Origin of the sequence: Aeromonas sp. (assembly GCF_051657805.1) — a bacterium.
Classification (GTDB): domain Bacteria; phylum Pseudomonadota; class Gammaproteobacteria; order Enterobacterales; family Aeromonadaceae; genus Aeromonas.
In genome coordinates this window covers 726,925-752,593 of record NZ_JBOFLJ010000024.1, presented here as the reverse complement: position 1 = coordinate 752,593, position 25,669 = coordinate 726,925, and the positions used below count along the sequence as shown (strand labels likewise).

The 25,669-nt window shown below is 63.9% G+C and carries 20 protein-coding genes and 1 riboswitch; of the genes, 10 read left to right on the top strand and 10 right to left on the bottom strand.

The genetic code is table 11. The features are described from left to right. Nucleotides 1-109: 109 nt before the first annotated feature. Nucleotides 110-622 carry a heme utilization cystosolic carrier protein HutX gene (gene hutX, locus ACRCYW_RS12480; protein ID WP_438550398.1) on the top strand — a complete coding sequence of 171 codons (513 nt, stop codon included), beginning with the start codon at nucleotides 110-112 and terminating at the stop codon, nucleotides 620-622. Beyond that, complete coding sequence (hutZ, locus tag ACRCYW_RS12475) at nucleotides 619-1,176, top strand: heme utilization protein HutZ (RefSeq protein WP_438550397.1); 558 nt, start codon at nucleotides 619-621, stop codon at nucleotides 1,174-1,176. Before hutX ends, hutZ begins: the two co-directional genes overlap by 4 nt. Nucleotides 1,177-1,254: 78 nt before the next feature. Here the strand turns inward: hutZ and ACRCYW_RS12470 are convergent, their stop codons facing one another. From ACRCYW_RS12470 to ACRCYW_RS12460, 3 genes are all read right to left on the bottom strand, one after another. Beyond that, nucleotides 1,255-1,662: a hypothetical protein gene (locus ACRCYW_RS12470; RefSeq protein WP_438550396.1), complete on the bottom strand. Its 408-nt coding sequence runs from the start codon at nucleotides 1,660-1,662 to the stop codon at nucleotides 1,255-1,257. A 40-nt stretch (nucleotides 1,663-1,702) separates the two neighbouring features. After that, nucleotides 1,703-2,251: a cysteine hydrolase family protein gene (locus ACRCYW_RS12465; RefSeq protein WP_438550395.1), complete on the bottom strand. Its 549-nt coding sequence runs from the start codon at nucleotides 2,249-2,251 to the stop codon at nucleotides 1,703-1,705. Nucleotides 2,252-2,409: 158 nt separating this feature from the next. Continuing rightward, on the bottom strand, nucleotides 2,410-3,375 hold the full coding sequence (locus ACRCYW_RS12460) for a ChaN family lipoprotein (RefSeq protein WP_438550394.1): 966 nt from the start codon (nucleotides 3,373-3,375) through the stop codon (nucleotides 2,410-2,412). Between the two features lie 189 nt (nucleotides 3,376-3,564). Here ACRCYW_RS12460 and ACRCYW_RS12455 point away from each other — a divergent pair, with 189 nt between their 5' ends. Further along, nucleotides 3,565-5,658: a TonB-dependent hemoglobin/transferrin/lactoferrin family receptor gene (locus ACRCYW_RS12455; protein WP_438550393.1), complete on the top strand. Its 2,094-nt coding sequence runs from the start codon at nucleotides 3,565-3,567 to the stop codon at nucleotides 5,656-5,658. Nucleotides 5,659-5,799: 141 nt separating this feature from the next. On the opposite strand, the gene ACRCYW_RS12450 is transcribed toward ACRCYW_RS12455, so the two are convergent. From ACRCYW_RS12450 to ACRCYW_RS12440, 3 genes are all read right to left on the bottom strand, one after another. Further along, complete coding sequence (locus ACRCYW_RS12450; RefSeq protein ID WP_438550392.1) at nucleotides 5,800-6,795, bottom strand: aldo/keto reductase; 996 nt, start codon at nucleotides 6,793-6,795, stop codon at nucleotides 5,800-5,802. 89 nt (nucleotides 6,796-6,884) lie between these two features. Next, nucleotides 6,885-8,360: an MFS transporter gene (locus ACRCYW_RS12445; protein WP_438550391.1), complete on the bottom strand. Its 1,476-nt coding sequence runs from the start codon at nucleotides 8,358-8,360 to the stop codon at nucleotides 6,885-6,887. Nucleotides 8,361-8,481: 121 nt separating this feature from the next. Beyond that, nucleotides 8,482-9,630, bottom strand: coding sequence for an iron-containing alcohol dehydrogenase (locus tag ACRCYW_RS12440; RefSeq protein ID WP_438550390.1), 1,149 nt, complete (start codon nucleotides 9,628-9,630; stop codon nucleotides 8,482-8,484). Nucleotides 9,631-9,764: 134 nt separating this feature from the next. Here ACRCYW_RS12440 and ACRCYW_RS12435 point away from each other — a divergent pair, with 134 nt between their 5' ends. The 5 genes from ACRCYW_RS12435 (at nucleotide 9,765) to ACRCYW_RS12415 (ending at nucleotide 21,315) form a co-directional block, all read left to right on the top strand. Beyond that, nucleotides 9,765-10,727, top strand: a complete 963-nt coding sequence (locus ACRCYW_RS12435; RefSeq protein ID WP_438550389.1) for a LysR family transcriptional regulator — start codon at nucleotides 9,765-9,767, stop codon at nucleotides 10,725-10,727. A gap of 172 nt (nucleotides 10,728-10,899) precedes the next feature. Then, entirely contained in the window at nucleotides 10,900-12,045 is a 1,146-nt protein-coding gene (locus ACRCYW_RS12430; protein WP_438550388.1) for a 3-phenylpropionate MFS transporter, read from the top strand. Between the two features lie 66 nt (nucleotides 12,046-12,111). Further along, nucleotides 12,112-15,591, top strand: coding sequence for a hybrid sensor histidine kinase/response regulator (locus ACRCYW_RS12425; RefSeq protein WP_438550387.1), 3,480 nt, complete (start codon nucleotides 12,112-12,114; stop codon nucleotides 15,589-15,591). Between the two features lie 203 nt (nucleotides 15,592-15,794). After that, a riboswitch (cyclic di-GMP riboswitch) is annotated at nucleotides 15,795-15,881 on the top strand. A 112-nt stretch (nucleotides 15,882-15,993) separates the two neighbouring features. Next, nucleotides 15,994-18,594 carry a glycosyl hydrolase family 18 protein gene (locus tag ACRCYW_RS12420; RefSeq protein WP_438550386.1) on the top strand — a complete coding sequence of 867 codons (2,601 nt, stop codon included), beginning with the start codon at nucleotides 15,994-15,996 and terminating at the stop codon, nucleotides 18,592-18,594. A gap of 348 nt (nucleotides 18,595-18,942) precedes the next feature. Next, nucleotides 18,943-21,315, top strand: a complete 2,373-nt coding sequence (locus tag ACRCYW_RS12415; protein WP_438550385.1) for a M66 family metalloprotease — start codon at nucleotides 18,943-18,945, stop codon at nucleotides 21,313-21,315. 109 nt (nucleotides 21,316-21,424) lie between these two features. On the opposite strand, the gene ACRCYW_RS12410 is transcribed toward ACRCYW_RS12415, so the two are convergent. Further along, nucleotides 21,425-22,225, bottom strand: a complete 801-nt coding sequence (locus ACRCYW_RS12410; RefSeq protein WP_438550384.1) for a putative RNA methyltransferase — start codon at nucleotides 22,223-22,225, stop codon at nucleotides 21,425-21,427. A 117-nt stretch (nucleotides 22,226-22,342) separates the two neighbouring features. Continuing rightward, nucleotides 22,343-22,981 (bottom strand): cAMP-activated global transcriptional regulator CRP, encoded by a 639-nt coding sequence (gene crp, locus ACRCYW_RS12405; protein ID WP_025328082.1) that lies wholly within the window; start codon nucleotides 22,979-22,981, stop codon nucleotides 22,343-22,345. A gap of 314 nt (nucleotides 22,982-23,295) precedes the next feature. Here crp and ACRCYW_RS12400 point away from each other — a divergent pair, with 314 nt between their 5' ends. Next, entirely contained in the window at nucleotides 23,296-23,700 is a 405-nt protein-coding gene (locus ACRCYW_RS12400) for an OsmC family protein (protein ID WP_349921210.1), read from the top strand. A 48-nt stretch (nucleotides 23,701-23,748) separates the two neighbouring features. Further along, nucleotides 23,749-24,048 (top strand): hypothetical protein, encoded by a 300-nt coding sequence (locus tag ACRCYW_RS12395; protein WP_438550383.1) that lies wholly within the window; start codon nucleotides 23,749-23,751, stop codon nucleotides 24,046-24,048. Between the two features lie 61 nt (nucleotides 24,049-24,109). Here ACRCYW_RS12395 and ACRCYW_RS12390 read toward each other — a convergent pair whose 3' ends face one another. Then, complete coding sequence (locus ACRCYW_RS12390; protein ID WP_438550382.1) at nucleotides 24,110-24,640, bottom strand: DUF4136 domain-containing protein; 531 nt, start codon at nucleotides 24,638-24,640, stop codon at nucleotides 24,110-24,112. Nucleotides 24,641-24,655: 15 nt separating this feature from the next. Continuing rightward, nucleotides 24,656-25,525, bottom strand: a complete 870-nt coding sequence (locus ACRCYW_RS12385; protein ID WP_438550381.1) for a phosphoribulokinase — start codon at nucleotides 25,523-25,525, stop codon at nucleotides 24,656-24,658. Nucleotides 25,526-25,669 lie beyond the last annotated feature (144 nt).

Genomic DNA, 25,669 nt, shown 5'->3' with positions numbered 1-25,669 from the left:
GCCATGAAATTGCACTGATAATAATAGCGATTATCAATTGCGTTGCCGGGGCCGCTTTATTACAGTATCCGCCGCTAGACTGAGCGAGACAGCCAGATCAGGAGAACCGATGAGCATCGCACAACGCATTCATGAGCTGCTGGAACAGGATCCCAGCGCCCATCCTTCCAGCATCGCCACCCAGTTGACGGTCAGCGAGTGGGAGGTGGTGCGCCACCTGCCCGCCGAACTGATGACGCAAGTCCCGGCCGAGCAGGCCGAAGCCCTGCTGGCGGACCTGGCCAGCTGGGGTCAAGTGACCACCATCGTCGAATCCGATGGCTCCATCTTCGAGGTGAAGGCTCCCTTCCCGAAAGGCAAGAGCGCCCGCGGCTACTACAACCTGATGGGCCGCGATGGCGAGATGCACGGTCACCTCAAGCTCGACAACGTGGTCGGCATCGCCCTGGTCAGCAAGCTGTTCATGGGCAAGGAGGGGCACTCCTTCCAGTTCTTCGGCCACAGCGGTCGCTGCATTTTCAAGGTCTACCTGGGCCGTGACGAGCAGCGCCAGCTGCTGCCCGAGCAGGTAGAACGTTTCATGGCCCTGCGCCGCCAGTATCAAGAGGAAGTGAAAGCATGAGTGAACGTCAGGAACGTCTGCAGAACCGCCTGCAACCGGAGATCCGCGAGTTTCGTGACGGTTGCCGCACCCTGCAGCTCGCGACCGTGGATGGCGAAGGCAATCCCAACGCCAGCTACGCTCCCTTCGTGCTGCAGGAAGATGGCTACTACGTGCTGATCTCCGAGATCGCCCGCCATGCCCGCAACCTGCAACAGGTGCCCAAGGTCTCCCTGATGCTGATCGAGGACGAGACCGGTGCCCGCGAGCTGTTCGCCCGCAAGCGCCTGACGTTCGATGCAGTCGCCGAAGTGGTGGCCCGGGATGACGTGCGCTGGGAAAAGGCCATCGCCGCCCTGGAAGGACGCTTTGGCGAGATCGTCAAGGGTCTCTCCAACCTCAAGGACTTCGTGCTGTTCCGCCTCAAGCCCGAGCAGGGCCTGTTCGTCAAGGGCTTCGGCCAGGCGTTCCGGGTCTCCGGTGACGAGCTGGTGGACTTCGTTCACCTGGTGGAAGGCCACAAGCGCATCGACAACGGCGCCGAGCTGACCAGCGAGACAGACGCGCCGGTCTGATGGAGCGTCATTGAGATGAAAAACGGGCAGCCTGGGCTGCCCGTTTTGTTATGCGTGTTGTGATGAGTCGCTGCCCGCTCACTCCTGCCAGGAGACCCGGTTGGGGAAGGCGTTGCGATCGGCCTGGGTGGCGGTCTCGTTGCACTCTCCCCGGATCTTCCAGGAGGTCTGGCTCAGCACTATGTAACCACTGCGGCAATATTTGCGCTCTGCCAGGGTCTGGGTCAGCTGCTCGTCCTGCAGGGCCTCGCGCCGCTCCAGCAGGCTGCGTTGATTGCGGCTGAGGCGACCGCCGTCATCATCCTCCAGACGGCTCGGCAGGACGTCGAGGGGGGCGGCCTCGAAGGTGAAGCGCTTGCTCCCCTCCTCGTTGATATGGGTGCGAAACAGGGGGGCCGGACCATCCGGGGTTGAGCCCGGCAGACCGGCACAGGCGGTGAGTGCCGGCAACAGCAGCGTGCAGAGGGCGGCAGTCAATAGACGCACGAAAGACTCCATCAGAGAAGGGGGATAGGGGCGCAGCTTATCACGCCGGCACCGCCTGGGGAGGCGCCAGCAGCTCATCCGTGGTGAGCAGGGTCACGCTTCTGCCCTCTGGCAGGCTGAGGTGACGCCACATCCAGTGGTGGTGCTCGATGATCTGCTCCGCACTGAGATGAGGCCTGTCCGCCGTGGTGTGGGCGTCGGTGAGCACCGTCACCTCGAAGCCCTTGCCGGCGGCGCTGCGCAAGGTGGTATCGACGCAAAAATCGGTGGCGCAGCCGCAGATGAGCAGGCGATCCACCGCCTGCTCCGCCAACAGGAAGCCGAGCTCTGTGCCGAGGAAGCTGTCACAGGCGGTCTTGCGGACCCGGCTCTCCCCCGCTGCCGGACTCAGGTCGGCGTGCAACTGCCAGCCCGCGCTGTGGAGTTCGAGCTCGGATCCCGGTTCCTCATGCTGCACATAGATGACGCGTCCCGCCCGGGCCCGCACATGGTCTGCCAGGCGGTTGATGTTGGCGATGACCTGAGCGTCCTGATGACGGGGCTGCTCGAACAACCCCTGCTGCATGTCGATGATCAGTAACACATCCATATGGGTTCCTCAGAACCCGCCCGCCATGGCGCCATCAAACTGCCACCGAGGCTCGGATATCACCATGAGCCCCTGATTTATCAGCATAAACAGGGGGATTGCACGGCTCATCTGGCCATGGGGTCACCACGGGCGGCGGGCAGGTTCCTGACTGGTTATCAGGGTTGCAGCCACTGGCTGCAGTCACGACTGCGGGATTGATGCAGTGCGCCCATATCTTGCTTCATTTCATCCGCATTTAGCCAGCGTTCCGGCAGCGGCTCCATGCGCACCCTGACATCGGCCACGCGTCCTGCGGGGGCCTTGTCATCGGTCTGCGGCACGATCAGGGCCACCTTGAGGGCCGGGTTGCGGCTGGCGATACGGCTGGCGATGCCGAGCCCGCCTTCCACGTGGAAGTTGCCGGCGATGTGCATGATGCGCTGCCCCGGGTGCTTGCCGAGGTAGTTGACCATGCTCTCGGCCATGGTGTCGTCCCAGCTGGTCTGGGCGGCGAAGCGGCGGGCGTTGCCGTCGGCATCCCCGTGGTGCATGGAGGCCATGAACTTCTGGCGATAGCCATCGTCCCCCAGGGTGAGGGTCTGGGCGAGCTGGCTGCGGCGGCTGGCGGGCAGCTTGTCCAGCCATTGGGGCCCTTCCTGGCCGACGCAGCTTACCAGCGGCTTGGGAGCGTTGGCGGCGATGACCGGTAGGTGCTGCGCCTTGGCAAACTCCACCAGGGGGCGATAGTCGCTCGGGTAGTTGGGCCAGGCGTGGCCTTCCCGGATCAGCGCAGATTCGCCGATGCGACCGGCCAGATAGGCATCCAGGGTGGCCTGATCGGCGCGGGTGAACTGCTCCATGGAGAGGGCCAGGCCTCGTCCATCCTCCCGGGATCGCTCGGCCAGTCCCGCCAGCAGGCGAGCCTGCAGCAGGTGAACGGCCGGGTGGCTGTGCAGCTCACCCACCAGCACTACGTCGGCATCCGCCACCCTGTCCAGCGCCTGGGAGAGGCTGAGGGGCTGTTCGCTTTGCCCTTCGCTGAGCTGATAGTGGTAGAGGGTGTGGGGCACTTGCGTCTGAGGGGGAGTGGCGCAGGCGGCCAGCAGCAGGGGCAGGGCGAGCAGGGGCTGTCGTCGGATCATGGTATCTCTCAATGGAAGAGGCGCTGCACCAGACGATAACCGCATGGCGAGCAAGAGAAAACAGAGGGGCTAGTGTAAAACTGAAATAAGACAAAAGAAAATGAGAATGATTCACTTTATTATTGATCTTTATGATGGGCTGGGTAATATGCCTCCCGCTTGATAATAATTCTCAATAAGGATTTTGCAGTGGCGCACAACAACACCCCATCATTGATTGCCCTCGCCGTGGCGGCTGGTCTCATGTCCCCCGCTTTCGCCGCAGACAAGAAAGCAGATGAAGTCATGGTCGTCAGCGGCTCCCGGATGGAGCAGAAACTGGAAGACGTCTCCGCTCCCATCGCCGTCATCACCTCTGAGCAGATCGAAGAGCAGGTGGTCACCAACGCCGCCGACCTGTTCCGCTACGAGCCGGGCGTGAGCGTGCAGGGCGGTGCGGGGGATGCCCAGACCTTCACCATCCGCGGCATGAGCGAGAACCGGGTCAAGGTCGTGCAAGATGGCGTGCGCCAGAACGACGCCTACAAGAATGGCGGTGTGGGTCAGACCTACTTCGACACCGACATGATCAAGCAGATTGAAGTGGCCAAGGGGCCGGCCTCCGCCGCCTACGGCTCGGACGCCCTGGGTGGCGTCATCGCCATCACCACCAAGGATGCGGGCGACTTCCTCAAGGGCCGCGACAGCTATCTGGACGCGACCACGGGCTACGCCTCCAGCAGCCACCAGAACATGGCCGGCTTCACCGGCGCCCTGCGCACCGGCGACTTCGAGAACCTGCTGCGCTACACCTGGCGCGACGGCGGTGTGACCCAGAACTACGACGGCGACAAGAACGAGTTTGACATCGTCAGCCAGGCCGTGCTGTTCAAGAGCAAGTGGAACTTCAATGACGATCAGTTCCTGAAACTGACCGTCGACTACTTCACCGAAGGCCAGGATCCGGATGCCGTCGATCTGACCAAGGCGGGCTCCGTCTTCAACCAGCCGATCACCGATAAAGACACCGACAACGTCTCCGTGGTGCTGGATCACGGCATCGCCCTGAACGCCGCCTGGGTCGATCGCATCGACAGCAAGGTCTATTACGCCCGCACCAAACAGACCCTGGATCAGTACGCCTCCTCCAAGTACCCGGTCAACCCGCGCAACCCCTATGTGACCAAGAACTCCCTGGATCACAACGGCTTCGAGCAGGAGAGCCTGGGTGCCCAGGTGAAATTCAGCAAGGCCCTGGACAACCAGCGCCTGGCCTGGGGTGTGGAGTATGAGCACACCGACAACGAGCGTACCCGCTTCAAGGCCCCGACCGTCCCCGGTGACTTCGTCGGCTACAGCGAGCTGAGCTTCCCGTCCACCACCAGCGAGCGCAGCGCCATCTGGGCCTTTGACGAGATCAGGTTCGGCGAGCGCTGGGTGCTGACCCCGGGTGCCCGTTACGAATACTACAAGATGACCCCGGACGAAGATCCCGCCTATACCGGCGACAAGCTGCAGAAGGTCTCCGAAGGGGAGCTCTCGCCCAAGCTGGGTCTGGTGTTCAAGGCGCACGAGGCGGCCAACCTGTTCGCCCAGTACAGCCACGGCTTCAAGGCGCCCATGTATGACAACGCCTTCTCCACCCTGAACCACCAGGCGTATGGCTATCGCATCGAGCCGAACCCGAACCTGAAGTCCGAGAGCAGCGATGGTATCGATCTGGGTGTGCGTGGCAGCGCTGGCGGCTTCAGCTACGAAGTGGCCACCTTCTACAACAAGTTTGATGATTTCATCGAGCTGGCTCAGGTCGGTACCGAAGGGCGCACCGCCGTCTACGAGTATCAGAACCTGGACAAGGCCACCACCAAGGGGGTCGAGGCCAAGGCGGATTACTGGCTCAATGATCTGGTCAACGTCTGGGGCAACCTGGCCTACATCGACGGCAAGGACGGGGATGGCAACTACATCAACAGCCTGAGTCCGCTCAACGGCAGCGTCGGTCTGCGTCTGGAACAGCCGAACTGGAACATCAACACCGCCCTGCGCTTCGCCGATGACATGAACAAGGTGCGTCAGGACGCCAAGGGCAACGACTACATCAAGAGCGCCGGCTGGGGTGTGGTGGATCTCTACGCCCAGTTCAAACCGATGCAGGATCTGCAGCTCAACGTCGGCGTGTTCAACCTGTTTGACAAGGAATACGTCAGCTACGAGAGCATCACGGGTCTGGCCGCGTCCAGCAGCACCAGCAACCTGACCGAACCGGGTCGCAACCTGAGCGCCCGCGTCAAGTACGTGTTCTGATAGCGCACGAGTAAAAGCAGAAGGGGCCTGATGGCCCCTTTTTCATGTCCGGCGCCCGGTGCGAGCTTTGGGAATACAGGCTGAGTATCGGGCTTGGACTCAGGGGGGACGGCTTGAGGGACCGGTTATCCCGGAATCGGCTCAGAGCCCGGTCATCTTCAGCGAAGCTTCCGGCAGGCGCTCCCCCTGAAGGGGGATCTCGTCGAGCCGGGTACGGATGCGGGCGAGCTCCTCAGGGCTGAGGGTCAGGGCCAGGGCACCGAGGTTCTCGTCCAGTCGGTGCAGCTTGGTGGTGCCGGGAATAGGCACTATGTCGGGGTGTTGGGCCAGCAGCCAGGCGAGGGCTATCTGGGCCGGAGTCGCCCCCTTGTCGGCAGCCAACTCGGCCAGCAACGTGACCAGTGCCTGGTTGGCCCGCCTTGCCGCCACCGAGAAGCGGGGCACGGCGTTGCGAAAGTCCCCGCTCTCGAAGCGGGTGTCAGCATCTATCTTGCCGGTCAGGAAGCCGGCGCCGAGGGGGCTGAAGGGGACGAAACCAATCCCCATCTCGGTGAGGGTCGGCAGCAGTTCATGCTGTGGTTCTCGCCAGAACAGCGAGAACTCGCTCTGAACCGCGGTGAGTGGCAGCACGGCATGGGCTCGGCGAATGGTTTGCACACTCGCCTCGGAGAGGCCGAAGTGGCGCACCTTGCCCGCTTTCACCAGGTCCTGGACGGCGCGGGCGACCTCTTCGATGGGCACGGCTGGATCGACGCGATGCTGATAGAGCAGGTCGATATGATCGGTGCGCAGGCGGCGCAGACTCCCCTCGACGGCGGTACGGATATGCTCAGGGCGACTGTTGGTGCCGATCCCGCGCCGACCGGTGACAGGGTCGACATCGAAGCCGAACTTGGTGGCGATGATCACCTTGTCACGCACCGGTGCCAGGGCCTCACCCAGTAAACTTTCATTGCTGAAGGGGCCATAGACCTCGGCGGTATCGAACAGGGCCAGGCCCCGCTCGACCGCGCTCTGCAACAGGCGCACCATGGTGCGTCGGTCTGAGGCTGTGCCATACATGGTGCCCGTCATCGTCATGCAGCCGAGGCCGATGGCTGAGACTTGAAGCCCCTGGCCGAGTGTCCGGTATTTCATGATGTTCTCCTTCTGATAGTGGGAGGGCGTCAATGGGTGCCCCAGCATGGTTGGGATGGATGTGCCGCCCCATTGGGTGAGCCCCGGGGTCATTGCCCCTCCCGCTCGTCGGCGAGCCGGTGCGGAGCGCGGAGGTTCTGGGGAGAGGAGGGGACCTCCTCCCTGGTTTTCACTCCGGAAGAGGGGGCGGCATCGAAGCGGATGTAGCGGGCCGAGATCAGCAGGGCGGCCAGTAGGAAGAGTGCGCCCCCCTGCAAGGCGAGGCCGGTGTGTCTGGCTATGCCCGCCACCTCGTGGATTGGAGTCTGGCCACCGGCGTAGATCACCACTAGGATGGCCAGCCCCAGGGAGGCGCCGAGCTGGTGGGCTACGTTCAGCACCCCGGAGGCAGCACCGGCGTTGCGACTCTCCACTCCGGCCACCCCGGCCACCGTGAGGGGAGCCAGTACCCAGCCCTGACCGAGGCCGATGAGCACCATGGGGGGCAGGACGCCGAGGAGGTAGGAAGTCTTGGTGGCGGCGAGGCCGAGCCAGAGCACGCCCAGTGTGCACAGGGCTAGGCCGCAAAGCAGCATGGTGCGTTGGCCGATGCGCCGCGCCATGGCCGGCACAGTCACCGAGGTGGCGAATTGCGGCACCGTCACCGGCACGAAGGCGAGCCCCGCCAGCATGGGGGAGAAGCCGAGCACCCCTTGCAGGTATTGGGCGGTGAAGAACCAGAAGCCGGCCATGCCGCACAGGAACAGCAGGCGGGCGGCGTAGGCGCCGTTGCGCACGGGGTCGGTGAGCAGGGTGAGGGGCAGCAGGGGTTGGCTGGCCTGGGTCTCTGTCCACAGGAAGGCGGTGATCAGCAGCAGGCCGGCGCCGAGACTCCCCCAGGTGAGGGGGGAGGCCCAGCCCGCCTCGGCCGCCTCGACGATGCCAAATACTAGGGCTCCCATGCCGAGGATGGAGGTCAGGGCTCCGGCGAGATCGAAACGCCCGTGGTGGCGATCTGTCTCATGGATGTAGCGCATGCTGCCGGCGATGAGCAGCAGACCGATGGGTAGGTTGATGAGAAAGCCGGCGCGCCAGGAGATGAGATCCGCCAGCAGGCCTCCCAGCACCAGTCCCACGGTGGCGCCAATGCCGGCCGCCGCCGCATACCAGGCGAGGGCCCGGGTGCGCTCCTGCCCTTTGTCGAAGTGAGTGGCTATGAGGGCAAGGGTGGACGGCGCCAGCACGGCGGCACCGAGGCCCTGCACGGCGCGAAAGGCGATCATCCAGGCCGGCGACTGGGCCGCCCCGATGGCGACGGAGGCCAGGGTGAAGATGGCGAGCCCCAGCATGAACATGAGGCGGCGGCCTAGGATGTCACCGGCCCGGGCCCCCAGCAGCAGGAAGCCGCCGAAGCTCAGGGTATAGGCATTCTGGATCCACGACAGCCCGGCCGGGCTGAAGCCGAGCGCGCTCTGGATGCGCGGCAGACCGGTCAGCACGATGGAGATGTCGATGACGATCATCAGGTAGCTGGCCATGATGATGGCGAGCACGGGGCCGCGGCTGGGGTGGCTTGTCTGTGTCATGTGGCTTGGGTCCATGGGCTCAGTGTCAAAGAGGAAGTGCTTGAGCGAGGCGCCGCCGATAACGGGCAGGCCACAGGGGACAGGTTGGCAGGCAACCCGCCCCCAGTCTTAATAAGGGGAATCAGCGCGCCAGCGCCAGGATCTCGGCCAGTACACTCTGGGGGTAGCTCTCGGCGAGGCCGAACCAGCGCGCATTGCTCTGCAGATTGGTGAGCAGGGCGGGCAGATCTCCCTCCGTGATGGCGAGTTGGGAGAGCCGGGTCGGTGTGCCGATGCGGTTGAACCAGGCCTCCAGCGCTGCTATGCCCTGCTCCCCCGTATCCAGTCCGAACACCTCTCTGGCGAAGCGCTGGAACTGGCGCGGGTTGCGCCCCTGATACCACCTCATCCAGGCGGGTATGACCACAGACAGGCCGGCGCCGTGGGGTACGTTGAACAGGGCCGACAGAGAGTGCTCGATCATGTGGTTGGGGTAGCTGAACCCAGCTGTGCCCGCATAAGTGATGCCGTTGAGGGCCAGGGTGGCGGCCCAGGCAAACTCGGCGCGGGCATCGTAGTTCATGGGGTCGGCCAGCAGCGCCTCAGTGGTCTCCATCACCGTCTTGATGACGGATTCCACCAAGCGGGACTGGATGCCGGGCTGCATGCTGGCGGTGAAGTAGCCCTCGATGGAGTGGGCTATGATGTCGGCGGCGGAGTAAACCAGATAGTCCCGGGACACCGTCTGCATCAGCGCCGGGTTGACGATGGAAACCCGGGGGAAGGTGTGCACCGAATTGATCGCAAACTTCTCCTTGGTCACCTCGTTGGTGACGACGGCGCCCGCGTTCATCTCGCTGCCGGTGGCCGCCAGGGTCAGGATGGCGAAGATGGGCAGGGCCGAGGCGATCTCCCCCTTGCCGATGAAGAGATCCCAGACATCCCCCTCGTAACGGGTGCCGGCAGCGATGGCCTTGCTGCTGTCCAGCACGGAGCCTCCCCCGACGCTCAGCACGGCGTCCACCCCCTGTTCACGGGCCAGGATGATGCCCTCGTGCACCCGGGAGAGCAAGGGATTGCTGACGATGCCGCCGCACTCCACCCAGTCGATGCCCTGGGCCCTGAGGCTATGGCTGACGGTGGCGAACAGGCCGTCTCGCTTGATGCGCTCGCTGCCATAGGTCAGCAGCACCTTCTTGATGCCGTGTTCGGCCAGGATGGCGCCAATCTGCTGTTCCTTGTCTTTGCCAAATTCGATGCGGGTCGGGTTGTAGAAGCTGAAGTTGTCCATCTGAGAGTCCTGTTGAGAGTGCACGCAGGCTGTGTGCCGATGGCGTGAACTGTAGGCCCTCGATAGACATCACACTAGACGGTAAACTGTGGAATGAATTACAACCAAACGATGTAAATTTCCGGAGTGAGCCCATGATCAACGAACTGCGCTCCATCACCACCTTCGTGCGCACCGCCGAGCTCGGCAACCTCAGCAAGGCGGCGGAGGCGCTGCAGATCTCCCCCCAGGCCGCCAGCAAGGCGCTCGGCCAGCTGGAGGCCTATCTGGGGGTGCGGCTGTTTCACCGCACCACCCGCAGCATGTCCCTGACCGAGGAGGGACAGCGCTTCCTCGAGGCCAGCCAGCCCTCATTGCTCGGTTTGCAGCAGGCGTTGCAGATGGCCAGACACAGCCGGGAGGAGCACGCCGGCCCCCTTCGCATCGTCGGGCCGCGCACCGTGCTGCAGTCGATCATCGGCCCCCTGCTCGATGAGTTTGGCCGCCTCTACCCCGAGGTGCAGCCGGATATCCAGCTGGACGACAGGCTCGGCAACTGGGTGGCGGATCGGGTGGACGTGGGCTTTCGCCTCGGCAACCCGCCCCAGGAGGGGCTGATCGCCCGCCGCCTGTTTCCGCTGCAACTCATCATCTGCGCCAGCCCCGCCTATCTGCGCAAGCACGGGGTGCCCCGCAGCCTGCACGAGCTGGCTCGGCACCGCTGCAGCGCCTTTCGCCGCAGCCAGGATGGTCGCATCGCCCCCTGGCGGGTGCAGGTCGGGGAGAGCGTGCAGGAGCAGCTGGTCACCCCGGCCTTCTCCACCAATGACGAGGAAGTGGAGCTGCGCGCCGCCCTGGCCGGCAGCATCCTAGGCCAGTTCGCGGGATCGACGGTCGCCCCCCATATCCGGGCCGGGCGCCTGGTGCCGCTGTTGCTGGAGCATGTGAGCGACAGTCTGAGCTTCTACCTCTACTACGGCAGCCGCACGGCGCAGCCCGCCCGGGTGCGCCGCTTCATCGAACTCTGCATCGAGCGGCTGGGGGAGAACCAGGATCACCTGCTGAGTCAGGAGGAACTCAAGGTAGCGCAGGCCCGGGGGCTGGCCGCTCTGGAATAGGCCTGTCGCCTGGCCTGGATAGTGAAACGGGTCACCGGCGCCGGGCTGGATGAGCATGTTGAGACAAAGGCCCCATTTTGTTGATATTGATGAGGTTATCTCTCTTGTCACAGGGGATACCTGGGCCAGGATGGGTTATCCTCAATCCCCCTTGCGCCATTGCCGAGTCTCTATGCCCGCCTTCTCCTGGTTAGCCCTCTTCTTCGGGGCCTTCTATTTCGTCTATGGCGCCTACCTGCCGTTCTGGTCGCTCTGGCTGGAGGGGATAGGGGTGAGTGCCGAGCAGATAGGCCTGCTGCTCGGGGCCGGCATGGCGATACGCTTCGCCGGTAATCTGCTGATCATGGGGCGGATCAAGGGGGCCGGGCACTTGCTGCCGATCACCCGGCTGCTCTGCCTGCTGAGTCTGCTGGCCTTCCTCGGGTTTTACCTGAGCCACCAGATCTGGTGGCTGGTGGCGCTGACCCTGGTGGCGAACTTCATCTACCCGACCCTGATGCCGGTGGGGGAGGCGCTGGCCACCCGCATGGTGGTGCAGACCCACCTAGACTACGGCAAGGTGCGGCTGTGCGGCTCCTTCGCCTTTATCGTCGCTTCCACCCTGGTGGGGGCCCTGGTGGGCAACTTCGGTAGCGACTGGGTGCTGCACACCATGGCAGCGGGCCTCTTGCTGATGCTGGTGCTGAGCCTGCTGCCGCTCAATCCTGCGCCCCAGGAGTTGCAGGGGGAGCGGGCCAGGGCCTCCCTGAGAGAGACCCTGAAGTCCGCCTCGGTGCGGCGTTTCCTGCTCATCACGGCCCTGCTGCAGGGCAGTCACGCCGCCTACTATGGCTTCAGCGCCATCTACTGGAAGGCCGAGGGCTACAGCGGCACCGTCATCGGCTACCTCTGGGCCCTGGGGGTGGTGGCGGAGATCTGCATGTTCGCCGCCGACAAGCGCTTCCTGCAGCGCTTCGGTGCCCAGACCCTATTCCTCATCGGCGCCGTCGGCTGTGTGGTGCGCTGGACCCTGCTCGGCGCCTCCAGCGAGCTCTGGGTGCTGGTGCTCGGCCAGCTGCTCCATGCGGTGACCTTCTGCGTCAGCCATCTGGGGGCCATCCGCTTCATGACCCGCCAACTGCCTGCCGAACAGATGATCCCGGCCCAGGGGCTCTATGCGGCCCTCGGCCTCGGCATGGTGGTGGCGGCCCTGATGACCCTCTGCGGCGTGCTGTTCGAGCCCCTGGGTGGCGGCATCTTCTACCTCATGATAGGGGTGGTGCTGCCGGTCTTCGTGTTGCGCCTGCGCGAGACGGACCATGCCGGGAGCCGCCCATGATCCCCGCTTTGCGGCGCGGCCTCAGGGCGGCGCCTCTCCTCTATCTGGACAAGGGAGTCTGAGCAAATGCACCAAGGATGGTTGCTGATCGGGTTGTCGCTCGCCTATCTGGGCTTGCTGTTCCTCATCGCCTTCGTGGCGGACAAGAACAAGCGCCGCCGTCTCAAGGGGCAGCCCCTGCTCTACAGCCTGTCGCTCGCGGTCTACTGCACCTCCTGGACCTTCTTCGGCACCGTCGGTCAGGCCAGCGAGTCCCCCTGGTCCCCGGTGCCCATCTACCTCGGCCCCATGCTAGTGTTCCTGTTCGGCTGGCGGCTGCTGGCCCGCCTCATCCTGGTGGCCAAGCGCGAACACATCACCTCCATCGCCGATTTCATCGCCGCCCGCTACGGCAAGTCCCAGCGACTGGCCATGGTGATCACCCTGATCGCGGTGATGGGAATACTTCCCTACCTGGTGTTGCAGCTCAAGGCGATCGTCACCGGGCTGGATCTGCTGATGGCGAACTCGGTGCCGGCAGGACCCACCGGCAATACAGCTGAATTGGCCCTGGGGGTCACCCTCATACTGGCTCTGTTCAGCATCCTGTTCGGCACCCGCAACCTGGACGCCACCGAGCACCACAGGGGCATGGTGGTGGCCATCGCCTTCGAATCCCTGGTCAAGCTGCTCGCCTTCATGGCGGTGGGGGGCTTCGCGCTCTGGCTCATCATCGCCAAGCCGAGCGAGGCCCGGTCCCTAGTGGCCAGCGACTTCCTGAGCGCCGTGGTGGATGTTTCCCCCGGCAGCCTGCTGGAGCTGGCTATTTATACCCTGGTGGCCATGTGCGCCGTCATCTGCCTGCCGCGCCAGTTCCACGTGACCGTGGTGGAGAACAACCAGGGCCAGGATCTGCACTGGGCGCGCTGGGTCTTCCCGCTCTATCTGTTCCTGATGGGGCTCTTCATCTGGCCCCTGGCCCTGGCGGGCAAGCAGTGGGTGGGGGCGGATCTGGGGTCGGATACCTATGTCATCAGCCTGCCCATGTCCCTGGGATTCGATGGCATGGCGATGCTGGCCTTCCTCGGGGGGACCTCGGCGGCCACCGGCATGGTGATCGTCTGCACCATAGCCCTGGCCATCATGGTCAGCAACGATCTGGTGTTGCCCGTGCTGCTGCGACGCTTCTGGCAACAAGGGCGGGATGAGCGGCTGATGCGGCTGCTGCTGCAGGTGCGCCGGGGCGTCATCCTGCTGATCCTGTTGGCGGCCTGGACCCTCTATCTCTGGCTCGGGGATCTCACCAGCCTGTCGCGCATCGGTTATCTGTCGTTCGGGGCCGTGGCCCAGTTCGCCCCGGCCCTGTTGCTCGGCCTCTACTGGCGCCATGGCAACCGCAAGGGGGTCTACCTCGGTCTCGGCCTCGGGGTCAGCCTCTGGTTCCTCACCCTGCTGGCGGAGAGCGGCCTGCTGGCGGGCTCCCCCCTGGAGGCCCTGCTGGCGCCGCCGGACTGGCCTGCTTTCCGCGATCTGAGCATCGGGGCCTGGTGCATCTTCATCAGCCTGCTGCTCAACCTGGTGGGCTATGTGGCGGGATCCTTGCTGTCGCGGGCGGCGGTGAGCGAGCGGCTGCAGGCGGCGAACTTCGTCGGCAAGCCGAGTCGGGATCAGGCGACCCTCTATCAGGCGAGGGTCTCGGTCAAGGAGCTGGAGATGCTGGCGGCCCGCTTCGTCGGCTCCAGCCGTGTCAAGCGCGCCTTCGGCCGCTTCGCCGGCGAGCACGGCGGCACCCTGGCGCCCCAGATGCAGGCGTCGGCGGAGCTCATCGCCCACACGGAGCGGCTGCTGGCCGGGGTGTTCGGTACCTCGTCGGCGCGCCTGGTGCTGGCCTCCGCCCTGCAGGGACGCAACATGCAACTCGAGGAGATCGCCACCATAGTGGACGAGGCCTCGGACGTGTTCCGCTTCAACCGCGGCCTGCTGCAGGGGGCCATAGAACACATGGGGCAGGGGATCTCGGTGGTGGACAGGGAGCTCAAGCTGGTGGCCTGGAACCGGCGTTATATCGACCTGTTCCACTATCCTCCCGGCCTCATCCAGGTGGGGCGCTCCATCGAGGAGATCATCCGCTACAACGCCGAGCAGGGGCTGTGCGGCCCGGGGGAGATCGAGGCCCATGTGGCGCGTCGGGTCGCCTTCATGCAGCGGGGCAGCCCCCACGTCTCGGCCCGTGAGCGCCCGGACGGGCGGGTGATAGAGATGCAGGGCAACCCCATGCCGGCGGGGGGCTTCGTCATGACCTTCACCGACATCACCCCCTTCCGGGCGGCGGAGCGGGTGCTGCGAGAGGCGAACGAGCACCTGGAGGCGAGGGTGGCGGAGCGCACCCATGAGCTCTCAGAGCTCAACCGCCAGCTGCTGCTGGTGAACCAGCAGGTGGAGCGGGCCAATCACTCCAAGAGCCGTTTCCTCGCGGCAGTGAGCCACGATCTCACCCAGCCTCTCAACGCGGCCAAGCTGTTCACCTCTTCCCTGCTGGAGATGTTGCCGGGGGAGCAGGGAGCGGAGCAGAGGGCCGAGCAGATCCGCATCGCCCGCCATATCGACGATGCCCTGGGAGCGACCGAGGATCTCATCACGGATCTGCTGGACATCTCCCGGCTGGAGGCGGGCAAGTTCAAGGCGAAGAAGCTCGACTTCGCCCTGAGGGACGTATTTGACAACCTCAAGGCGGAGTTCGGGGTGCTGGCTCAGGCGGGGGGCATCCAGTTCTCCGTGGTGGAGAGCCGGATCGCGGTCCACAGCGACGTGCGCCTGCTGCGCCGGGTGCTGCAGAACTTCCTCACCAATGCGTTTCGCTACAACCCGGGGGGCCGGGTGTTGCTCGGCTGCCGCCGGCTCGGGGACAAGGTACGCATCGAGGTGTGGGACAACGGTCCCGGCATCCCCTTCGACAAGCAGGAGACCATCTTCGACGAGTTCTCTCGCCTGGACCACTCCCGCACCGCCCGCGAGCAGGGGTTGGGGCTGGGGCTCGCCATCGCCCGCGGCATCTCCCTGGTGCTGGGCCATCAGCTCTCATTGCGCAGCTGGCCGGACGTGGGCTCGGTCTTCGCCATCACCTTGAACCTGGCGGCTCGCCCCGTGATGCCGTTGCCGGTGGCGGCGCCCGTGGTGCGGGACAGTCAGCTGGAGGGGGTCAGGATCCTCTGCATCGACAACGAGGAGGATATACTCACCGCCATGGACTCCCTGCTGGGGCGCTGGGGCTGCGAGGTGCGCTGTGCCCAGAGCCTGGAGCAGGCGCAGTCGCTCATCGCGGACGGCTTCCTGCCGCGCCTGGTGCTCTCCGACTATCACCTTGACGACGGCAAGACCGGGCTGCAGGCCCTGCACATGATCCGGCTGGCCCATGGCAACGGTATCGGCGGCATCATCATCAGCGCGGATCGCAAGAGCGAGCTGCAGGCGCAGATCCGCGAGCACGGCTTCGGCTACGTCAGCAAACCGGTCAAGCCCCTCAAGCTGAGGGCCCTGATGAACAGCCTCCTGTTGCCCATAGCGTGACTGCATTCACAGAATTAATCTTTGTCGCTCATGGCTGATAATGGTTCTCATCCGGATGCATCGGCGACGTTGTCGCCGGTTTGCATGCATGATCGCAGCCAACTCTGAATAGTGAGTCCCTCTTACTGTCATTTCTACTAGGTGGCGTGAGGTTTTCTCTCATCTATAGTCATTCGGCGATTATTTTCATCGCAAACCAAGTTGTGCAAAAAAGGCAAACCGGATGAAAGTCCGGGACGCAAAGCCTCCGGTCTAAGGGTCAGAGTACCTAGGATAGCGGGGCCACCACAGGTTGTATCGTCCATGGAGCCAAGCCATGGTAGCGATGTTGTCTGCGTTACCTGTCAGGTTGCGTTGCCTTTTTCGTTGTTCATACAAATAACGAAATAAGGAAGTTCAACTATGTTCAGTCCAAAACATTCCCTGCTGGCGCTCCTGGTCGGGGGGATCTGTTCTACCTCCGCCTTCGCCGCCGCCCCCGGCAAACCCACCATCGGCTGGGGCGAAACCAAGTTCGCCATCATCCAGGTCGATCAGGCCGCCACCTCCTACAACAAGCTGGTCACCGTCCACAAGGATGGCGCCCCGGTCAGCGTGACCTGGAACCTCTGGTCCGGCGACGTGGGCCAGACCGCCAAGGTACTGCTCGATGGCAAGGAGGTCTGGTCCGGCGCCGCCAGTGCGGCGGGCACCGCCAACTTCAAGGTCACCAAGGGTGGCCGCTACCAGATGCAGGTAGCCCTGTGCAACGCCGACGGCTGCACCCTCTCCGACAAGAAGGAGATAGTGGTGGCCGACACCGACGGCAGCCACCTGGCGCCGCTCAATGCACCGCTGCAAGAGAACAACAAGCCTTATGCCAACAAGTCCGGCAAGGTGGTGGGGGCCTACTACGTGGAGTGGGGGGTCTATGGTCGCAAGTTTACCGTGGACAAGATCCCGGCCAAGAACCTGACGCACATCCTCTACGGCTTCACCCCCATCTGTGGCGGTAACGGCATCAACGACAGCCTGAAAGAGATCTCCGGCAGCTTCGAGGCGCTGCAGCGCTCCTGTGCCGGTCGTGAAGACTTCAAGGTCTCCATCCATGATCCCTGGGCCGCTGTCCAGATGGGGCAGGGCAACCTCACCGCCTTCGATGAGCCCTACAAGGGTAACTTCGGCAACCTGATGGCCCTCAAGAAAGCCAATCCAAACCTCAAGATCCTGCCGTCCGTGGGTGGCTGGACCCTCTCCGATCCCTTCTACTTCTTCAGCGACAAGACCAAGCGCGACACCTTCGTCGCCTCCATGAAGGAGTACCTGCAGACCTGGAAATTCTTCGATGGCGTGGACATCGACTGGGAGTTCCCCGGTGGCCAGGGTGCCAACCCCAACCTGGGTGGGCCGAACGATGGCGCTACCTATGTGGCGCTGATGAAAGAGCTGCGCGCCATGCTGGACGAGCTGGAAGCCGAGACCGGCCGCCAGTATGAGCTCACCTCGGCCATCAGCGCCGGCGGCGACAAGATTGCCAAGGTGGACTATCAGGCTGCCCAGCAGTACATGGATTACATCTTCCTGATGAGCTACGACTTCAGCGGCGCCTTCGATCTGAAGAACCTGGCTCACCAGACCAACCTCTACGCATCGAGCTGGGATCCGGCCACCAAGTACACCACCGACAAGGGCGTCAAGGCGCTGCTCGGCCAGGGAGTCACCCCGGGCAAGGTCGTGGTGGGGGCGGCCATGTATGGCCGTGGCTGGACCGGGGTCAATGGCTATCAGGCCGGCAACCCCTTCACCGGCACCGCCACCGGGCCCATCAAGGGCACCTGGGAGAACGGTGTGGTGGATTACCGCGACATCGTCAACAACCGCATGGGCGCAGGTTGGGAGCAGGGCTATGACGAAACGGCGGAAGCGCCTTACGTCTTCAAACCCAGCACCGGGGACCTCATCAGCTTCGACAACGGTCGCTCGGTCAAGGCCAAGGGTCAGTACGTGCTGGCGAACCAGCTCGGCGGCCTCTTCGCTTGGGAGATCGATGCGGACAACGGCGACATCCTGAACGCCATGCACGAGGGGCTCGGCCACGGGGATGGCGGCACCACGCCGCCGGTCAACAAGCCGCCAGTGGCCAACGCCGGCAGCGATCTGAGCGCCACCGGTCCGGCCGAGGTGACTCTTAACGGCGCGGCCTCTCACGACCCGGAGAGCGGCGTGCTGAGCTACAGCTGGAAGCAGGTCTCTGGCCCGCAGGCCTCCCTGCTCGACGCTACCCAGGCCAAGGCCCGTGTGGTGCTGGATGCCGTCAGCGCCGACGTCAACCTGGTGTTCGAGCTGACCGTTACCGACGATCACAACCTCACGGCCAAGGATCAGGTGGTGGTGACCAACAAGGCGCCGCAACCGAACCTGGCCCCCGTGGTGACGGTACCGGCCACCGCCACCGTCGAATCCGGCAAGCTGGTGACCATCCAGGCCACCGCCTCCGATCCGAACGGCGACGCCCTGACCTATCAGTGGAGCCTGCCTGCTGGCCTCACCGCCACCGGTCAGAACAGCGCGACCTTGGTGGTCACTGGCCCGAGCGTTACCAGCGACACCGCCTATGACCTGACCCTGGTGGTGACCGACGGTTCCCTGGACGCCAGCGCCGGTACCCGTCTGACCGTCAAGCCGGTCAGCACGGGCGGTGGCTGCGAGGCGACCGATCCGGATGCCGTCAACCATCCGGCCTGGAGTGCCAGCGCCGTCTACAACACCAATGCCAAGGTGAGCCACAAGCAGCTGGTGTGGCAGGCCAAGTATTGGACTCAGGGCAACGAGCCGAGCCAGACCGCGGATCAGTGGAAGCTGCTGAGCGCGGTGCAGCTCGGCTGGAATGCCGGGGTAGCCTATAACGCCGGCGATCTGACCAACCACAACGGTCGCAAGTGGAAGGCCCAGTACTGGACCAAGGGTGACGAGCCCGGCAAGGCCGCGGTCTGGGTTGATCAGGGGGCAGCCAGCTGCAACTGATCGCCATCAAGGGAGAATGGGGCCTAGGCCCCATTCTTTTTATCGGCAGTTCAATCCGCGCCCAAAAGGTCCATGACGGGCGCGTCATCCAGCAGAGATCCTCGACCGAGAGGGGCGCCTAGTCGCCGGTCTGCTCGGGATCGAAGGAGCATATTTCGCCATCGCCGGGCCCTTGCACCGCGATGGGCCTGATGAATCAACACCCCGCTTGCAAGTTGGCTGACGCCACTTGCGGTCGGGAATGGCTTGCCGGGGCAATCCCGGCCAGGGCGTCGGCCGGTTTTTGGCTGTCAACGCCGGCGCTTCCCAGCAATAGGGCATGTGGACATGCCCATCAAGATGAGAACCATGACAATGAAAACAACGCACATCGCCAGCCTGATCATGGCCACGCTGGCAAGCGGCCCCCTGTTGGCCGCGGTTCAGGCACCCTCTCCCCTGGTGTTCAACGACAGGGCCCCCATCAACGATCTGCAAGGCTCCCTCGCGGCCCAGGTGCAGTTTGCCCAGAGCCAGATCCTGCCGGCTCACCCCCAGGAGGGGGACAATCAGCCGAGGCTGGTGGCCGAGCGCAAGAGCCTGCTGCTGGTGCGTCCCCTGCAGGCCGACACCAGCGTCCCCATGCAGCTGACGGTCAGGGATGGCGATGGCCAGCTCCTGGGCACCCTGACCCTCAATAATCCGGATCAGCTGCCCAAGCCTGCCTATTACCTGGAGGGCTCGCCGGAGGAGGGAGTCGATTTCACCCCGGGCCCCGGCACCAGTACCGTCATCAACAGCAGCGGCGAGCTGGCCAGGCTGAGCGATCCGGCCGCCGTCTTCCTGCAGGGCAAGCTGCAGCCCCACGCCCTGGTGACCATACAGACCGCGGACGGACGCTGGGTGCGGGAGATCCACCTGCCGAGCGGGGCCGAGATGGCCGGCAAGATGGTGCGCCTCGTCTCCAACGCCGGTTACAACTCGACGGTACATTACAGCGGTCGTCAGGCGACGGTCTCCCGCGGTCAGACGCTGCAGTTCAAGTTCGTGGGCGGTCAGTGGATCCGGGACGGAGAGCTTGAGAACAACGGCATCCGCTATGCGACCGACGCCTGGAGCGCCGTGCTGCCCGCCCACTGGATCCGGCCTGGCCTGAGCCTGCAGCTGAGTCAGGGGGCCCTGAGCGGCGAGCTGGCGGATCTGCAGGTCGGCGCCCCGAGCGAGCTGCTCATCCACACCATCGACATCGGCATGCTCACCTCTCCCCGGGATCAGTTCGCCTTCGCCAGGGATCCCGAGGCCCACCGTGAATACTTCCAGACGGTGCCCACCAGCCGGCTCATCGTCAGCCAGTACGCGCCCCTCTCCCTGCCGGAGGTGATGCTGCCGGACGGCACCCTGCTCACGGACTTCGATCCCAGCCAGGGGGGCTGGCACGAGGGCACCATGCGCCAGCGCATCGGCAAGGAGCTGATCTCCCACGGCATCGACAACGCGAACTACGGCATCAACAGCACCGCCGGTGAAGGAGAGAGCAGCCACCCCTATGTGGTGGCCCAGCTGGCGGCCCACAACAGCCGCGGCAAGTACGCCAACGGGGTGCAGGTGCACGGTGGTTCCGGAGGGGGCGGCATCGTCACCCTGGACAGCTCCCTGGGCAACGAGTTCAGCCACGAGGTGGGCCACAACTATGGCCTCGGCCACTATGTGGGAGGCTTCGCCGGCTCGGTGCATCGCAGTGCCGAGGCGCGCAACTCGAGCTGGGGCTGGGACGGGGACAAGAATCGCTTCATTCCCAACTTCGGCCCGGGTCGCAACGGCCAGAGCAGTTGCCTGGATGGTCAGTGCCAGGCCCCCTTCGACGGCCGCCCGTTCGGTTTCGACGCCATGGCGGGGGGCGCCCCCCTCTCCGGCTTCAACCGTTTCACCCTCTATACCCCCAACTCGGCCGCCATCATCCAGCGCTTCCTCGAGAGCAAGGCGGTGTTCGATGCCGACTCGGTGACCGGATTCAGCAAGTGGAACGCCACTACCGCGACCATGGAGCCTTATGAGCACAAGGTCGACGCCCTGGAGCAGGTGAACGCGCCGGTGGCCAGCCTCGGCGAGGCCGCGCTCACGGCCCTGCTGGCCGAGTACGATCTGGTCAGGATCGCCATGTGGGACGGCAACTGGACGCGCAACATCCAGCCGCCCGCCGCCTCGGCCGCCAATGCGGGCCGCATCCTGAACATCGTGCACGATGCCGGCTACAACAGCACCCTCTTCATCAACGGTCAGCAGATCACCGTTTCCCGGGGCTTCAAGAAGAGCTACACCTCCGATGGCAGCCGCTGGCAGGAGGGGGCCCTGGTGGACGCGCGGGCCCCGCGCAAGCCGCAAGGCTTCGGGGTTCCGGTGACCACCCTGGTGGGTTACTACGATCCCCAGGGCCAGCTGCCGAGCTATATCTATCCGGCGCTGCACGGCGCCTATGGCTTCAGCTACGGGGATGACGCCGCGCGCCTCGGGACGGGGGATTGCCAGCTGCAGGTGGAGACCCGCGATGGCACCCTGCACTTCCGGCTGGCCAACCACCGCCTGAGCGCCAACCTGATGAACAAGTTCCACGTCAACGTGCCGGAGGCGAGCGAGCCACGCAGCGCCGCCGTGGTCTGCGGCGGGCGCACCCTGGACGAAGGGGCCCTGCAGGGGGTGAGCGGGACCCTGACGTTTACCGTCAATGGCAGGCCATTGCAGTAGTCATTCGCTCTGCCTGGTTCGGTTGAGATAGATAAATACCCCACCGAAGCAGGTTGAAGCAGCAATAAAAAAAGGCCCTGAGGGGCCTTTTTTTATGGGGATAACGGGGTCAGAGCGGCTTTTGCCACAGGCCGAGCAGCAGATCCTGCTCCAGCTCGTCCGGTCCCTGGTGGGTGAAGGCGTGGCGCTGTTCGCCGCTGGCGCGCCAGCCGAGGCGGCTGGTCTCGAGGATGTGCTCGCGCAGACCCTGATCCAGGGCCGTGGTGAACTGGCAACGCTGCTGGGCGACCGGGGTCAGTCCGGCCAGGCTCGGCCAGCTGAGGGGGTGCTCCATGCTCACCGGGTTGAGGCTGACCCTCAGCTGCCATTGGTGGCGCGGGCCCGGCTGCAGGTAGAGCAGATAGCCACCCGGCGCCAGCCAGTTGACCAGCAGCTCGGTCTTGACCTTGAGGTCGTTGACCAGCAGCACCTGGGCCGTGCCCGCCTGCAACGGGGCGCGGGCGGGGTCGGCGATGATGAACTGGCCGTCTGGCTGGGCCTTGTTGGCGGCGAAGATGGCGTTCTTGGCCAGATCGAAGCCGCCGATGCGCCAGCCCGGCAGCCGCTCCGCCAGGGCGCGGCAGTAGTAGCCTTCCCCGCAGCCGAGGTGAATGAGCTCATGGGCGCCGAGAGGGGCCAGCATGGCCGCCATGGCCTCCACCACGGGCAGCTGGTGGCCCTGTTCCAGATAGCGGCGCTTGGCCCGCAGCAGGGCGCGGCTGTCGCTGTCTTTCGGATTCTTGATGCCGGGGATGAGATCGAGATAGCCTTCCGGGGCCGGATCGAAATGGTGTTTCTTGTCGCAATAGACCCCGCGGGAGGCTTCATGAAGATGCAGGGCACCACGACAGATAGGGCATTGAAGATGCATAGCTACTCGCTTGGTTGAGGCCAGGGAGGGGTTCGATTATAGGGGAGGCGATCAAAAAAGGCTGCCGGGGCAGCCTTTTATCTGACGGCGTTCGCGTGATGGCAAAGGGCTGCGCCCTCAGCGGGTACCGAACACCACTATGGTCTTGCCGTGAGCGGAGATGAGCTCCTGCTCTTCCAGCATCTTGAGGATGCGGCCGACGGTCTCGCGGGAGCAGCCGACGATCTGGCCAATCTCCTGGCGGGTGATCTTGATCTGCATGCCATCCGGGTGGGTCATGGCATCCGGCTGCTTGGCCAGGTTCAGCAGGGTCTGGGCGATACGACCGGTCACATCCAGGAAGGCGAGGTTGCCGACCTTCTGGCTGGTATGCTGCAGGCGCTTGGCCATCTGGCCGGAGAGGCGCAGCAGGATGTCCGGGTTGACCTGGATCAGCTGGCGGAATTTCTTGTAGGAGATCTCGGCGACTTCACAGGCGCCTTTGGCACGCACCCAAGCGGAACGCTCCGGGTTCTCGTTCTCTTCAAACATGCCCATCTCGCCGAGGAAATCACCCTGGTTCAGGTAGGAGAGGATCATCTCCTTGCCTTCATCATCCTTGATCAGGACGGCGACGGTACCCTTGACGATGTAATAGAGGGTTTCTGCCTTCTCGCCGGCGTGGATCAGGGTGCTCTTGGCGGGATACTTATGAATGTGGCAATGCGACAAGAACCACTCAAGGGTGGGATCGCTTTGCGGTTTGCCAATGATCATGAGACTTCCTCTGTAGTGTCATTTTTGTGGACTCGTGCGTCCGGGCAAGGTGCCACGCTTGCCATTCCTTGTATCGGGTCGCAGTAGAATAAGAGCCTTTGCCTGTGCTGACAAGGCTTCGGGGACTTTTGCGAGTCGCCTCTTGCGTCGTTCTGCTGCGCCATTCCGGCCATTCTAGGTAAGAAAGCATCGAAAGATGTTGATTTCGATCTATTTAGGCGGGAAGTTCGCAAGAATATGGGTATGTGCCACACGGCCCCTGCTTGAGGTATGCTATGGGCGTCAGAACCGTCGTCATTGAGAGGAAATGTGAGATGAAAGCCAAGGTCAGCTGGGTGGAAGGCATGAAGTTTGTGGGCGAGAGCGAGTCTGGTCATCAGGTGACCCTGGACGGCGCCAACCCGGGCGAGGGTGCCAGCCCGATGGAGATGATCCTGCTGGCGGTCGGTGGCTGCAGCTCCATCGACGTGGTCTCCATCCTGGAGAAGGCGCGTCAGTCCGTGACCGCCTGCCACGTGGAGCTGCAAGGGGAGCGTGCCGAATCCGTGCCCCGGGTGTTCGAGAAGATCCATCTCAATTTCGTCGTCACCGGCAAGGGGTTGGCCGAGAAGCAGGTGGCCCGTGCGGTGGATCTGTCGATGGAAAAATATTGTTCAGTTTCCCTGATGTTGGAAAAAGCCGTAGAAATTACTCATAGTTATCAAATCCTTGAGGCTTGATACGCGTAGCTGGATCTGCCGATAACACCATGACATAAGGAAATTACAATGAAGAAAATAATGATGTTGCTTCCCCTGTTCGGACTGGCCGCCTGCAGCATGCCGCAGCCGACCCAGTATCAGTACCGCCAGTACCAGTGCGGGGAAGAGCTGCTGGCCATCACCTATGATGCCCAGGCCGACATGGTGCAGTTCCCCTATGCCGGGGTTTATCACAAGCTGGGTCGCATCGAGGCCCCCAAGGGGACGTCCAGCTATTCAGACGGCGTGACCACCTTCTCCCATCAGGACAAGAACGCCACCCTGGTCAAGAACGGCGTGACCCTGCTCACCTGCGAGCTCAAGTAACCGCTCGTCTGTCTGGTGTGTCAAAAGGCCCGCATCGAGCGGGCCTTTGTGTTTCTGGGGATTAGTGGGGCAGGGCACCCAGCAACTGGGTGGCGAGCTGCTGGCTGAGCTGGCGACGGTTATCGTCGTCAATGGGCACGTCGCTGGCGAGCTGGATGGCGCTGCTCCACACCGCCTGCTGGCTCTGGCGGTCGAGCAGCAGTATGGCCAGGGTGCCCTTGCGGGCATCCCCCTTGGCCTGCAGACCCGGGGTCATGCCGAGGCGGGAGAAGATCTCCCCGTCGCTCATGTCCTTGCTGCCCGCCACGCCGATGGCGACCCAGACGTCGGCCTCATCGAGGGGCACGCTCTGCCAGCCGCGGTTGTTGAGATCCTGGCTGACTGCCTGCTGTACCGGCTCTAGCCAGCCGGCAGCGCTGTTGCCCGCATACTGGAACTGTTCGGCCAGGGCGTAGCGCGGGGTGGCGCCGTAGCGCCAGTGGTCCGCCGGGCGCACCACCATGGTGCCGGTCTCCACAGTGGGAGCGGCAGGGCCTGTGGTGCAGCCGCCCAGCAGGGCGGCCAGGGTTAACGAGAGAAGTGCGGCGCGCATCGTGAACTCCTTGGTTCAGGTGATCTTGCCGGTTTCGATCAGCTGCTGGATCAGGGGGCGCAGGATCAGCTCCATCGCGAAGCCCATCTTGCCCCCCGGCACCACTATGGTGTTCATCCTGGACATGAAGGCGCCGTCGATCATCGACAGCAGGTAGGGGAAGTCCACCTGCTTGATGCCTCGAAACCGTATCACCAGCATACTCTCGTCCAGACTCGGTATCACCTTGGCGCTGAAGGGGTTGGAGGTGTCGACGGTGGGCACCCGCTGGAAGTTGATGTGGGTGCGGGAGAACTGGGGGGTAATGAAGTTGATGTAGTCGTCCATGGAGCGGACGATGGAGTCGGTGACCGCCTCCCGGGAGTGGCCGCGCTCCGAGGTGTCGCGAATGAGTTTCTGGATCCACTCCAGGTTGACGATGGGCACCACGCCGATGAGGAAGTCCACGTGGCGTGCCACGTTGTGCTCGTCGGTGACCACGCCGCCGTGCAGCCCCTCGTAGAACAGCAGGTCCGTCTCACCGGGCAGCGCCTGCCAGGGGGTGAAGGTGCCCGGCATCTGGTTGAAGGGCACCGCCTCGTCGAAGCTGTGCAGGTAGCGACGGTATTGGCCGCTGCCGTTCTGGCCATATTCCTGGAAGAAGGACTCCAGCAGGCCGAAGTCATTCGCCTCCGGGCCGAAGTAGCTGATGTGGCGCCCCTGCTCCCGGGCCTTACGAATGGCCACGTCCATTTCGGGTCGGGTATAGCGGTGAAAACTGTCCCCCTCCACCACGGCCGCGTTGTAACCCAGTTGATGGAACATGGATCGGAAGGCGTTGGTGGAGGTGGAGGTGCCGGCACCGGACGAACCGGTAACCGCGATGATGGGATGCTTGGCCGACATAGAATTCTCTCTTCCTTGGGAGTCCCGTTATAAGGGGAGGATCAAAGGGCGGTCAAGTGGGTTCTGTGGCCGACCCCGGTCGTGGGAATCCTGATGGATAGCGAAAAATACTGCCCATATCATCTGTATTTATTATTCATGCTC

Bases quoted from the DNA above. Each gene is read 5' to 3' on its own strand.
- hutX (WP_438550398.1), top strand. From the start codon at position 110: ATGAGCATCGCACAACGCATTCATGAGCTGCTGGAACAGGATCCCAGC.
- hutZ (WP_438550397.1), top strand. From the start codon at position 619: ATGAGTGAACGTCAGGAACGTCTGCAGAACCGCCTGCAACCGGAGATC.
- ACRCYW_RS12465 (WP_438550395.1), bottom strand. From the start codon at position 2,251: ATGGATGTGTTACTGATCATCGACATGCAGCAGGGGTTGTTCGAGCAG.
- ACRCYW_RS12460 (WP_438550394.1), bottom strand. From the start codon at position 3,375: ATGATCCGACGACAGCCCCTGCTCGCCCTGCCCCTGCTGCTGGCCGCC.
- ACRCYW_RS12450 (WP_438550392.1), bottom strand. From the start codon at position 6,795: ATGAAATACCGGACACTCGGCCAGGGGCTTCAAGTCTCAGCCATCGGC.
- ACRCYW_RS12445 (WP_438550391.1), bottom strand. From the start codon at position 8,360: ATGACACAGACAAGCCACCCCAGCCGCGGCCCCGTGCTCGCCATCATC.
- ACRCYW_RS12440 (WP_438550390.1), bottom strand. From the start codon at position 9,630: ATGGACAACTTCAGCTTCTACAACCCGACCCGCATCGAATTTGGCAAA.
- ACRCYW_RS12435 (WP_438550389.1), top strand. From the start codon at position 9,765: ATGATCAACGAACTGCGCTCCATCACCACCTTCGTGCGCACCGCCGAG.
- ACRCYW_RS12430 (WP_438550388.1), top strand. From the start codon at position 10,900: ATGCCCGCCTTCTCCTGGTTAGCCCTCTTCTTCGGGGCCTTCTATTTC.
- ACRCYW_RS12425 (WP_438550387.1), top strand. From the start codon at position 12,112: ATGCACCAAGGATGGTTGCTGATCGGGTTGTCGCTCGCCTATCTGGGC.
- ACRCYW_RS12420 (WP_438550386.1), top strand. From the start codon at position 15,994: ATGTTCAGTCCAAAACATTCCCTGCTGGCGCTCCTGGTCGGGGGGATC.
- ACRCYW_RS12415 (WP_438550385.1), top strand. From the start codon at position 18,943: ATGACAATGAAAACAACGCACATCGCCAGCCTGATCATGGCCACGCTG.
- ACRCYW_RS12410 (WP_438550384.1), bottom strand. From the start codon at position 22,225: ATGCATCTTCAATGCCCTATCTGTCGTGGTGCCCTGCATCTTCATGAA.
- crp (WP_025328082.1), bottom strand. From the start codon at position 22,981: ATGATCATTGGCAAACCGCAAAGCGATCCCACCCTTGAGTGGTTCTTG.
- ACRCYW_RS12400 (WP_349921210.1), top strand. From the start codon at position 23,296: ATGAAAGCCAAGGTCAGCTGGGTGGAAGGCATGAAGTTTGTGGGCGAG.
- ACRCYW_RS12395 (WP_438550383.1), top strand. From the start codon at position 23,749: ATGAAGAAAATAATGATGTTGCTTCCCCTGTTCGGACTGGCCGCCTGC.
- ACRCYW_RS12390 (WP_438550382.1), bottom strand. From the start codon at position 24,640: ATGCGCGCCGCACTTCTCTCGTTAACCCTGGCCGCCCTGCTGGGCGGC.
- ACRCYW_RS12385 (WP_438550381.1), bottom strand. From the start codon at position 25,525: ATGTCGGCCAAGCATCCCATCATCGCGGTTACCGGTTCGTCCGGTGCC.